A 12159-nucleotide genomic window follows, 5' to 3' on the forward strand; every position below is an offset into this window, starting at 1 on the left:
TTATAAAAGTTAAATTATTGAGACTGAATCATACAAAAATTTTTGAATTAATAATCTAAAGTATAACAAAATTGAATCTGTAAAAATAGTCAACAAAAAAACTCCTCAACGGAGTTTAAATCAAATATTCTAAATCACTGGCAACAGTTGGATATCCCATGATTAATTTTGAATATTCAGCATTAGCAATTTTTTTGTCGATTACTAACGTTAACAAGTTTATCAACTCATCTGCTTGCTCAGTTAAAACGGTCGCACCGACCACCTGGTTAGTTTTATCAAAAATAATTTTTGCCTTAGCAATTGGCTCGTGAATACGATAATACGTATACCAACTAGTCAAGTTTGATGAGACGATTCGGTATTGGTCTGGATTGGCTTCTGCCTCTGAAGTTGTAATTCCAACACGCGCCATTTTTGGACTACCATAAACTAAAGTCGGAATTGATGGATATTGAATTGGATCAGTTGTTTTTTTATCAATATAGTCAGTAACATAGTTTGCATCAAAACCGGCGACTGGTGTGAGTTTTGGCTGAGGTCTATCTACCACATCACCGATAGCAAAAACATTTTGATTTGTTGTCTGAAGATGTCCGTTAACTTTGATTCCTTTTCTTGAATACTCCACTCCTGCTGCACTTAAATTCAATCCCTCGACGCTTGGTATTCTTCCGGTAGCACAAACAATCAAATCAGAATTTAATTTATAACTATCAGAGATAAGTTCAAATCCAGCCTCAGATTTCTTTATCTCTTTAGTATCAATATTGAAATGAAATTTAATTCCACGTGATTTCATTTGTTCGACCATATCATTTACAAATTCACCATCAAATGCTTTTAATGGACGATCATTGTGATGAACTAAATGAACTTCTGCCCCTGTTGCATTCGCTATATTAGCCAATTCAAACGCAATATATCCAGCCCCAATAAATGTTATTTTCTTAGGCATTTGTTTCAGTGACAAGAACTCATTGCTAGTAATCATATTATCCGAACCGGGGATATTTAGAATACTTGGATGTTGACCAGTCGCTAAAATGAATTTATCAGCAGTAAAAATTTCATCTTCGAATTTAAGCTCATTTTTCGAAGTAAACTCAACTTTTCCATGATAATTATCAATGCCAGCTGAATCTAAGCCACCCTTGCTTCCAGCAGGAATCTTACTAGTATACGATTCTTTAAATGCCTCAATCTCTGACCAGTTCATAAATGGAACATCCGAAAATCCATTACCCTTCAATTGTGCAATTCTGTCACGAGCTTCTACGCCGCTGAGGAGCATCTTTTTAGGATCACAACCACGGTTGGGACAAGTCCCACCCCATAAGTCATTTTCAAATATAGCAACAGATTTGCCGGCAGATTTCACATTATATGCTGCTGCCAAACCAGCAGGTCCACCACCAATAACAATTACATCGTAGTTTTTCATACAAACATTCCTCCTCAAAAATGATTAATTAATTTAATTGTAGACTAGTTTCAAATTTTAGACAGAAAAAAAGCTCCAAAAGCATTTCGCCTTTGAAACTTTGATATTTATATATTAAGCTTTACCACCTAGTAGACCAGTAATAGTCTTAATAGCGTTTGTAACACCTGAACCTAAACCGCTCACTGTGTCAACGAATTTTTTAATTCCAGTTGTTGCATCACTAATTGTTGAACCAATACCTTTGAGGCCATCAGTTAATGAACTAGCAGCATTTTTAACACCACTTACTGCATCCTTAACACCACCAACAACGCCTTTAACGTCACCAACAGCATCTTTAACGCCAGTTCTTACATCATCAGCAGCACCTTTGGCTGTGTTAAATGCATTTTGAGCATCTCCTGCAGCATCTTTAACACCAGTTCTTACGTCATCAGCAACACCTTTAACATTGTTGAATGCTGATTTTCCAGCTGAGAATACGCCATCTACGGCATCCTTAGCATCATTTAATGGAGCTGTTAAAACTGTTTTTGCTGAATCATGTAAGCCAGATAAGCTTGTGTTAAGTCCAGTTACACTTGTGTTAATTTTTCCAAGATTATCAAGTGGATGTGTAATTGCATTAGTAATTACATTTCCAGGTTCTTGAATAAGCTTTTGAGTATTATCAATTGCACCTGTGATAGCTGAAGCTGTATCACCAAGTTTTGTTGCAGTATCCTTGATTGTACCAAGAATATCAGGTGCTTTTGCATCAGATTTTGCTGCGGCAGCTGCAGCTGGTGCTGCAGTTTCAGCAGGTTTTTCAACTAATGCTTCTGGCTCTGTTGTAGTTAAGGCTGGAAGATAAATCCAACCAGTAACATTGTCATTGTTAGTAATTTTTTCGTACAAGTTACCTTCTGAATTTTGTGTTTGATTCAAGCCCTTAAATACAGTGTGTGTGTAGTCTGAGGCATTAGCTACAACATTTGAAGTCTTTTCATATGGAGTGTCCCAAATAAAGTAATCAGGGTTTTCAATCCAATATGCACGTCCTTCTGTATAATTACCACGATTTGGAGCTGGTGTACTTACATTTGTTGGTTCTGAAGTAGCAGAAGCTTGTGTTGATGCAGAGCTATCTGTGTACACAATCGGATCTGCAGTTGGTGCAGTCTTTTCAGATTCAGCATTAGCAGTTGGGTCATTTGTGACTGTCAATGGTGAATTTGATGCTTGTGTTGATGCTACTACGGCATCTTTAGTTTCGGCAGTTGTTGATGTGGCTGTTTGGTTAGCAGCTTGCACATTTTCAACGGCTGGTTGAGAACTACTACTTGTAGTAGTGTCAGCAGCTTGTGCATTACCAGCACTAAGTAAGGCAATCGGAATTGCTAATGCTGAAGCATAAAGCAAATTGTATTTCTTCATAATCATTCCCCCAAGAAAATATTCATATATTCGTTTTATTAATGAATAAATTTATTATATACCCATAATATTAAAATGTAAACGCTTTTATGAATTATTATTCAGAAAATACATTAAATTTTTATCCATGAATAAACTAAATATCACAATTTTTCCAACATTTCACAAATCAATGAAATGTAATCGGTATCATTCTAATGTAAACGTGTACATTTCTAATCTTGCCATTAACCTAGTTTTGACTGCTATATTGCGTTTTAAAATTGATTCATAAAATTTGATAATTAGCCATAAATTTGAATTTTCATTTCACAAGAAATCATTAACCAAAATTTACTCATTATTTAGTAATTTTAACTAAACGTGCACTTTTATAATCATATTTCTTCAAGAATACGCTTGCACTAAAAAGTTAATATAATTCGTTGTTTGTGATTTGTATTGCCCTCCAACATTTTGTGTGCTTGTGCTGCTTCAGAAAAAGGTAAAGTCAAAATATCATCGTCTAGTAAAAATTGGTTTTTCACGTATTTATTTATCAATTGTGCTGCACCGTAAAGTTGATCTACAGTTGCATGACTGATAACAAAACCTTGAATTGCTTTCAAATTCATGTAAAAATCTCTAACAGAAAAAGTGAACTTATTTGACGACGGTGCTGTTATAAGTCCAATCTTCCCTCCAAGCTTCAAATTATCTAAGTTATCTTCAAGTGATACCCGCCCAGAGGTATCGACTATGTAGTCGAAGGTACTATGAATATCACTAATATTCTCATGATAATCACGACAATCGGTAACCCCCAAGTTTTGAATTTTTTGGAAATAATCCGGACTACTAGTCGTTGTTATATTTAATCCCATCAAAATTCCCAATGATGCAAGTTTAGTTCCAACATGACCAGCAGCACCCTCAATCAATAAATTTTTGCCTGATTCGACCTGGAGAACATCATTTAAAAGAATTACTGCCGTAGCTGATGAGTGAACTGTAGCAACGAGCTTTAACATATCCACACCTGTAGGAATCTTATACAATCGGTTGATTGGAACCGAAATTAATTCACTTGTTGTTCCTTGTCGTCCATCATAGCCCATGCTATTCGTCCAAACTTTATCACCAATTTGGAAGTCTGTTACCTTTTTGCCCAGTTGTTCCACGGTCCCTACAGCATCTCTTCCTAAAACAAATGGAAAGTTCATACCAGTCTTAAATGCTCCTGATCTAACAAATGTATCCGCGTGATTAACAGAAACTGCTTCCACTTTTACTAATACTTCCTCGGGATTAACTACTGGATTTAATAAGTCGCCAATTATTATATTCTCCGGTGATCCTGTTTTTTCAATATATGCTGCTTTCATAAAAATTCTCCTCATTTTGGAAATTAAAAAACACCATTGAATACAATCATTCAATAGCGTTAATTTGGAACTATTTAGAATTTGTGTCTGTTTCTTTTCCTCTGTTCAGGTTAAGAACCGACATAAACGCTTCTTGAGGAATTGAAACTTTTCCAACTTCCTTCATACGCTTCTTACCAGCTTTTTGTTTGTTCAACAGCTTGTCACGTCTAGTTCTGTCACCACCATAGAGTTTAGCCGTAACATCCTTACGATAGGCCTTAACGGTTGCACGAGCTACGATCTTATTACCAATGGCTGCTTGAATTGGAATCTCAAACATTTGTCTTGGAATAACTTCTTTAAGCTTAGAAACGATGTCTCGTCCTCTTTGGAAAGCAAAATCTTTGTGGACAATGAAACTCAAGGCATCAACTGGCTCACCATTCAGCAAAATATCCATTTTAACAAGTTCACTGCCTTCGTAATCTTCGACTTGATAATCTAAGGATGCATATCCTTTTGTGTTTGACTTCAAATCATCAAAGAAATCGAAAATGATTTCTAGCAATGGCAATTTATAAATAACATTCACACGATATTTATCCAAATAATCCATGGTTACAAACTCACCACGTTTACGCTGACATAACTCCATTACAGGGCCAACGTAATCTTCTGGAACCATAATTTCCGCACGTACATATGGTTCGCGAATTTCTTGAATTTCCGAAGTCTCAGGCAACTCAGCAGGATTATCGACGACAATTTCTTCGCCATCAGTTTTGGTAACATGATAATCAACTGATGGAGATGTAATAATCAAGTCCAAATCAAACTCACGTTCAAGCCGCTCTTGAATAACATCCATATGCAACAAGCCTAAGAATCCACAACGGAACCCGAAGCCTAATGCTTGAGATGACTCTGGTTCATATTCCAAAGCAGCATCATTTAATTGTAATTTTTCAAGTGCTTCACGCAAATCTTCGTATTTTCCATTATCAACGGGATACATACCTGCATAAACCATTGGCGTACTTTGACGATATCCTGCTAATGGTTCTGCAGTTGGATTATCAGCTAAAGTAACGGTATCACCAACTTGAGTGTCTTTAACTGATTTGATACTGGCAGTAATATAGCCAACATCCCCAGCCATTAAGTACTCACGTTTAACAGCTTTAGGTGACATTACACCAACTTCTGTTACTTCAAACTTCTTACCGTTGTTCATAATTTCAATTTCGTCACCAGGCTTAACAACACCCTCAAATAAGCGAACATTTAAAACAACACCGCGATAACTATCGTAAACCGAATCAAAAATTAAGGCTTTCAATGGTGCATCGATTTCGCCTTCTGGAGCTGGTACATCAGTGACGATTCTTTCGATTAACTCATCGATACCAACACCAGTCTTTGCACTGGTTAAAACAGCGTCATCCGCATCAATACCTATCATTTCTTCAATCTCTTCTTTTACCTTGTCAGGCTCAGCGGAAGGAAGATCAATTTTATTGATAACTGGAACGATCTCAAGGTCATTATCAATCGCCAAATAAGTGTTAGCCAATGTTTGTGCCTCAACACCTTGAGCAGCATCAACAATTAGTAGCGCACCTTCACAGGCAGCTAATGATCTAGAAACTTCGTATGAAAAATCGACATGTCCAGGAGTATCGATCAAATGGAAAATATAAGTTTCACCATCTTTTGCTTCATACTCAAGTTCAACTGCATTCAATTTAATTGTAATTCCACGCTCACGTTCCAAATCCATGTCGTCCAGAACCTGAGCCTTCATATCACGTTTGGCAATGGTTTTTGTGCGTTCTAGAATACGATCAGCAATCGTTGATTTACCATGGTCAATATGCGCAACAATTGAAAAGTTACGGATATTTTTTTGTCTTTCTCTTAATTTATCTAAGTCCATTTAGGAATCTCCTTTAACCAGACTATTATAACAAAAAAAGGTTGAGGTTTCGCCCTCAACCAATTGTTTATTCACCTTTAAATGCATCTTTAACTTTATTGAAGAAGTTACTATCCTTTTCACGGATTTTATTTCCACCCGCTTCAGAGAATTTCTTCAAGGCATCTTTTTGTTCACCAGAAAGTTTTCTTGGTGTAACAATGTTTACTGTGACTTTTTCATCACCAATATTCTTACTGTTAAGAACTGGCGCACCCTTACCCTTTAATCTAAATGAAGTTCCTGTTTGGGTACCACTTGGAACAGTCAATTTGACTGGACCATGAACAGTATTAACATCGATTTCATCACCTAAAGCAGCTTGTGGGAAACTAATATTTACTGAAGTAAAAATAGTCGATCCATCACGAGTAAACTCTCGACTCGTTGACACTCTAAATACGATGTATAGATCACCGTATGGTCCACCGTTTTCACCGGCTTCACCTTGGCCATCTAATCGCATTTGTTGGCCATCTTCAACACCCGCAGGAACAGTAACTTTAAGAGTATGTTTTTCATTAACTTTACCCTTACCATGGCAAGTATCACATTTTTCTTTGATTTCCTTACCTGTACCACCACAGACATCACAGACAACACGTGTACGCATACGCCCAAGTGGTGTTTGACGGTCTACTTCCATGTATCCTGAACCATGACATTTGCTACAAGTAACTGGTTCAGTGCCTGGCTTAGCACCGTTACCGCCACAAGTTGCACATTTTTCTTCACGATTATATGAGATAGTTGTTTCTTTACCAAAAACACCTTCCTCAAAAGTTAGGTCCATTCTGTATTGCAGGTCAGAACCTTGTCTTGGAGAATTAGGGTTTTGTCTAGCAGTTCCGCCACCGAAGAATTGACTAAAGATATCTTCAAATCCGCCAAATCCTTCACCGCCGGCGCCACCGAAACCACCACCGCCGAATCCTTGACTACCATTCATACCAGCAGATCCATATTGATCATACTGTGCACGTTTTTGAGGATCCTTTAGAGTTTCGTATGCATCATTAATTTCTTTAAACTTTGCTTCAGCATCTGGAGCTTTATTAATATCTGGATGATATTTTTTTGAAAGTCCTCTAAATGCATGTTTTATATCATCTTGCGAAGCGTCTTTGTCGACACCCAGAACATCATATGGATCTCTGTCAGCCATTAAAAATCACCTTTATATAAAAGTTGGGACAAATCACTTTGTCCCAACTTTCAGTATTATTGAACTAAAAGAATTATACCAGTTTCAGTAAATATTATCTTTTAATTGTCTTATTTTTTATCTTTGTCAGGATCTACTTCTTTGAAATCACCATCAACGGTTTTGCCGTCGTCTGATTTCTTGTCTGTACCTTCAGCACCTGTTGCTCCAGCACCACCTTGAGCACCGGCACCTTGGGCTCCACCTTGAGCTTCTTGTGCTTGTTGATAAAGTTTAACAGAAAGATCTTGGATAACCTTATTCAAATCATCACGTTTTGACTTCATTTCTTCGATGTCGCCAGAATCTTGAGCTTTCTTTAAAGCATCACGAGCATCTTCAGCCTTCTTGATCTCTTCGTCTGAAACTTTACCCTTAACGTCTTTAAGAGTCTTTTCTGATGAGAATAATGCTTGTTCAACATCGTTCTTAACGTCGACTTCTTCCTTACGTTTATTATCTTCAGATTCGTGTTCCTTAGCTTCTTTCATCATTTGATCGATTTCTTCATCACTCAAACCTGATGAACTCTTGATAGTAATCTTTTGTTCCTTGTTAGTACCAAGATCTTTAGCGGAAACATTTACGATACCATTTTTATCGATATCAAATTTAACTTCAATCTGAGGTACACCTCTTGGTGCAGCAGGAATGTCAGTTAATTGGAAACGACCTAATGTCTTGTTATCAGCGGCCATTGGACGTTCACCTTGCATAACGTGAATATCTACAGCACTTTGATTATCAGCAGCAGTTGAGAATGTTTGTGACTTGCTTGTTGGAATAGTTGTATTTCTATCGATTAACTTAGTGAATACACCACCCATTGTTTCGATACCAAGTGACAATGGAGTAACATCAAGTAAAACAACATCCTTAACATCACCAGAGATAACACCACCTTGAATAGCAGCACCTAAAGCAACAGCTTCATCAGGGTTGATTGAGTGGTCAGGTGTCTTTCCTGTCCATTTTTCAACAGCAGCTTGAACAGCTGGTGTACGTGTTGAACCACCATTCAAGATAACTTTATCAATATCAGCTGTTGTTAATCCAGCATCTTTAAGAGCATTGTCAACAGGAGCCTTAGTTCTTTCAACAAGGTCAGCTGTTAATTCATCAAACTTGGCACGTGTTAATGTTTCTTCCAAGTGAAGTGGACCATTATCACCTGAAGAAATAAATGGCAAGCTGATTGAAGTTTGGCTTACACCAGACAAATCTTTCTTAGCTTTTTCAGCAGCATCCTTTAATCTTTGAAGAGCCATCTTGTCTTGTGACAAGTCAACGCCATTCTTAGCTTTGAACTGTGAAACTAACCAATCCATGATGTGCTTATCAAAGTCATCACCACCAAGTTTTGTATCACCATTTGTTGAAAGTACTTCGAAAACTCCGTCTCCTAATTCAAGAATAGAAACATCAAATGTACCACCACCAAGGTCATAAACAAGGATCTTTTCATCACCTTTGTCATTATCAAGGCCATAAGCAAGTGCTGAAGCTGTTGGTTCGTTAACAATTCGTTTAACGTTTAAACCAGCAATTTTACCAGCATCTTTTGTAGCTTGTCTTTGTGAATCATTGAAGTATGCAGGAACTGTAACAACAGCATCTGTAACATCTTCACCCAAATAATCTTCAGAAAACTTCTTGATATATTGAAGAATCATGGCTGAAATTTCTTGTGGTGTGTATGACTTACCAGCAACAGTTACTTTGTAACCTGCTTCACCCATGTGTCTTTTGATTGATGCAACTGTATCAGGGTTTGTGATAGCTTGTCTTTTAGCTACTTCACCAACTTGAATTTCACCATCTTTAAAAGCAACAACAGAAGGAGTTGTTCTTGCACCCTCAGGGTTAGCAATAATTTTTGGAGAACCACCTTCAAGAACAGCAACAGCTGAGTTTGTAGTACCCAAATCAATACCAATAACTTTAGACATATACAAATACCTCTTTTTTATTTTTATAATTTAAAATTTTATTTTGCAACTACTACCATTGCAGGACGTAAAACTCGATCATTGAGTTTATATCCCTTTTGTAAAACTTGAACAACTGTATCAGCAGGATGATCTTTATCTGCAGGAACAGTTTGAACTGCTTGACTATCGGCAGGATCAAATTTTTCGCCAACATTATCGACGGCCGTTACGTTATTATCCTCAACTGCCTTAACCATATGTTGTTGAACCATCTCAACACCCTTTTTAAGTTGCTTACCAGTTTCATCGGTAACATCAACTTGCAAAGCGCGTTCCAGATTGTCAAGAACAGGAAGAATTTCCTTAGCCAGCTTTTGACCATCATATTTAATCAAACCAGCAATTTCTTTCTTTTGACGGTTTGCCATATTTTGAATTTCAGCTTGACTACGAATATATTTATCTTCCAATTCGTCGTTCTTTTTCTTGAGATCTGCAACTTCTTTAATTAATTGTTCAGCTTCAGATCCAGCCTTACTAGTTTTTTTCGATTCCTTTTTAGAATCTTTTGAAACATCCTCTTTTTTAGGAGCTTCTTTAGTTTCCACATCTTCTTGAGAAGTTTTCGCTTTTTGGTCTTTTTCTTTATCTGCCATTGCTGCCTCCTATAAATATCATGAATCATCATACCTTGAATAATAATCAATCAATCTTTTTGCTAATTCGGTTCTAAACTCGCCTAACAATCCGATAAGTTGTGAATAATGCATTGATGTTGGTCCAAGAAGTGCAATAACGCCCTTACCGTGATGTCCAACATCATAATTAGCGGTAATAATACTATAATTCTTTAACGCATCGGATCCCAATTCACTACCGAGACGAACTTTAATTCCATCATCCTCGGAATTAGGATTAAGCAGTTTCTTCAAATCATTACTCTGGTTAATAGTAGAAAGAAGTGATTGCACTCCTTCTAGATCACTATTATTTGCGTAATTTAAAAGATTTAATTGACCGTCAACAAAATATTTTTCAGAATCAGCTTTTCTGAATAATTGATCTACCATATCTAGCAAACCATTAGTAGAATACATATATTCTGACAAGATTATTGGAATGTCGTCATGCAACATCTCAATTACCCTTGGTAAAGGTTGACCAACCAACTTATCATTTACTATCCGAACAAATTTCTCAATCAGTGAACTATCTAATTCCGCATCAACTGTGTAGATGTTACTTTCCACGTTATTATCACTTGTAACGATAATTGCCATTATCTGATGAGAATTAAGTGGAACAATTCTAAATCCCGTTAAGCGTGTTTTTGTGCTTTCTGGGCCTAAAGTAATTGCTGTGTAGCTGGTTAAATGTGAAAGTATTTTAGCTGACCGTTCGATTATGTCATCAAGTTGGTGATAAGTTTGTCCGAAATCCTCATCAATCTGATTTGCAATATCTTTTGGCACAATAGTAGGTTGAACCAGATAATCTAAGTAGTAACGATATCCATTAGCAGAAGGTATTCGTCCAGAAGATAAATGGGTCTTCTCGAGATAACCTATTTCTTCAAGAGTTGCCATCTCATTCCTAATGGTTGCTGAACTTACATGAAATGGTAATGCGTTCTCTAATGTTTTTGATCCAACCGGCTGGCCGGTATCTGTAAAAATGCGCACGACTTCTCTCAAGATTGCATCTTGACGTTCCGATAACATTATACCGTCCTCCTTTTAGCACTATTCATATTGGAGTGCTAACAATGTAAAATATAACAATTCAGCCTATGAGTGTCAAGTATTGGCGCTTAAAAAATTGGATTTTTACAGAAAAATATTTATTAACTTTCATGATAAAAAAAATCCCGACAAAAGTTGTCGAGATTAAGAGTGATTTTATTTATCAAATAAAAATGATTTTGAATTTTCACGATCTTTTTTAAGCTGATCAATCAACTCATCAGCGCCACTAAACTTGATTTCGCCTCGTAAATAGTGAACCCATTGGAGTGTAACTTCGTTGCCATAGATATCTTCATCAAAGTCAAAAATGTTACATTCGACGGTTACTCCAGTATTCTCAGCAAAGGTGATATTGTACCCAACTGATGTCATTGAATCATACCATTTGCCATTCACCAAGATTCTGGTTGCATAGACACCAATGGATGGAATTAGTTCACCCTTCCCCACAGATAAATTTGCAGTCGGAAATCCGAGTGTTCTTCCTCTCTGTAATCCATGGACAACTGTACCGGAATTTTGATAATCATAGCCTAGCAGTTCATTAGCTTCATCAATATTGTTATCTTCAATCATTTCTTTAATGGAGCTTGATCCAATTTTTTCTTCATCAAAAGTTTGTTTTGGAACAGTTACAATTTGAAACTTATTTTTTGAATACTTTGGAAGAGTATCCATATTTGCTATATCTCTTTTACCATAAGTGTAATCAAACCCAGCCACGACGAATTTTGCGTGCATTCCTATCATGTACTCGTCTACGAATTCTTGTGGCTTCAATGTCGCAAAATCTTCAGTGAATTCAACGAAGTACAAATAGTCAACACCAAGTTGTTGTATTAGCTCCTGCTTACGAGCCTCAGTTGATAGATATTTAAAATTTTGTACATGTTGGTAAACGACTCTTGGCGATCTATCAAATGTAATCAGGACAGATTTAAGACCATTCTTTTTGGCTAAATCAACCCCAGTTTTGATAACTTGCTGATGTCCCTTATGTACACCATCAAAAAAACCCATGATCAAAACTGTATTTTGCTGTGGAATTTCATTATTTTTAAGTGGATGTGTTACGTGTAATGTCTGCATGGCCAT

The 12159-nt window shown here is 36.7% G+C and carries 9 protein-coding genes; all 9 read right to left on the reverse strand.

Annotated elements, in window-relative coordinates; all coding sequences use genetic code 11:
- Window positions 1–115: 115 nt before the first annotated feature.
- The 9 genes from ABM34_RS03140 to ribF all read right to left on the reverse strand — a co-directional run bounded on the left by ABM34_RS03140 (window position 116) and on the right by ribF (window position 12153).
- Window positions 116–1444 carry a dihydrolipoyl dehydrogenase family protein gene (locus ABM34_RS03140; protein WP_048703280.1) on the reverse strand — a complete coding sequence of 443 codons (1329 nt, stop codon included), beginning with the start codon at window positions 1442–1444 and terminating at the stop codon, window positions 116–118.
- A gap of 114 nt (window positions 1445–1558) precedes the next feature.
- Window positions 1559–2863 (reverse strand): RodZ family helix-turn-helix domain-containing protein, encoded by a 1305-nt coding sequence (locus tag ABM34_RS03145; protein WP_048703282.1) that lies wholly within the window; start codon window positions 2861–2863, stop codon window positions 1559–1561.
- Between the two features lie 404 nt (window positions 2864–3267).
- Window positions 3268–4227 carry a quinone oxidoreductase family protein gene (locus ABM34_RS03150; RefSeq protein ID WP_048703284.1) on the reverse strand — a complete coding sequence of 320 codons (960 nt, stop codon included), beginning with the start codon at window positions 4225–4227 and terminating at the stop codon, window positions 3268–3270.
- Window positions 4228–4297: 70 nt separating this feature from the next.
- Complete coding sequence (lepA, locus tag ABM34_RS03155) at window positions 4298–6145, reverse strand: translation elongation factor 4 (RefSeq protein WP_048703286.1); 1848 nt, start codon at window positions 6143–6145, stop codon at window positions 4298–4300.
- Window positions 6146–6212: 67 nt separating this feature from the next.
- Entirely contained in the window at window positions 6213–7349 is a 1137-nt protein-coding gene (gene dnaJ, locus ABM34_RS03160) for a molecular chaperone DnaJ (protein ID WP_048703288.1), read from the reverse strand.
- A 110-nt stretch (window positions 7350–7459) separates the two neighbouring features.
- Window positions 7460–9337 (reverse strand): molecular chaperone DnaK, encoded by a 1878-nt coding sequence (gene dnaK / locus ABM34_RS03165; protein ID WP_048703290.1) that lies wholly within the window; start codon window positions 9335–9337, stop codon window positions 7460–7462.
- A gap of 38 nt (window positions 9338–9375) precedes the next feature.
- Entirely contained in the window at window positions 9376–9975 is a 600-nt protein-coding gene (grpE, locus tag ABM34_RS03170; protein ID WP_048703292.1) for a nucleotide exchange factor GrpE, read from the reverse strand.
- A gap of 18 nt (window positions 9976–9993) precedes the next feature.
- Window positions 9994–11040 carry a heat-inducible transcriptional repressor HrcA gene (hrcA, locus tag ABM34_RS03175; protein ID WP_048703294.1) on the reverse strand — a complete coding sequence of 349 codons (1047 nt, stop codon included), beginning with the start codon at window positions 11038–11040 and terminating at the stop codon, window positions 9994–9996.
- Between the two features lie 177 nt (window positions 11041–11217).
- Window positions 11218–12153 carry a riboflavin biosynthesis protein RibF gene (gene ribF / locus ABM34_RS03180; RefSeq protein WP_048706338.1) on the reverse strand — a complete coding sequence of 312 codons (936 nt, stop codon included), beginning with the start codon at window positions 12151–12153 and terminating at the stop codon, window positions 11218–11220.
- Window positions 12154–12159 lie beyond the last annotated feature (6 nt).

The sequence above is a fragment of the Companilactobacillus ginsenosidimutans genome (genome assembly GCF_001050475.1).
Lineage (GTDB): Bacteria > Bacillota > Bacilli > Lactobacillales > Lactobacillaceae > Companilactobacillus > Companilactobacillus ginsenosidimutans.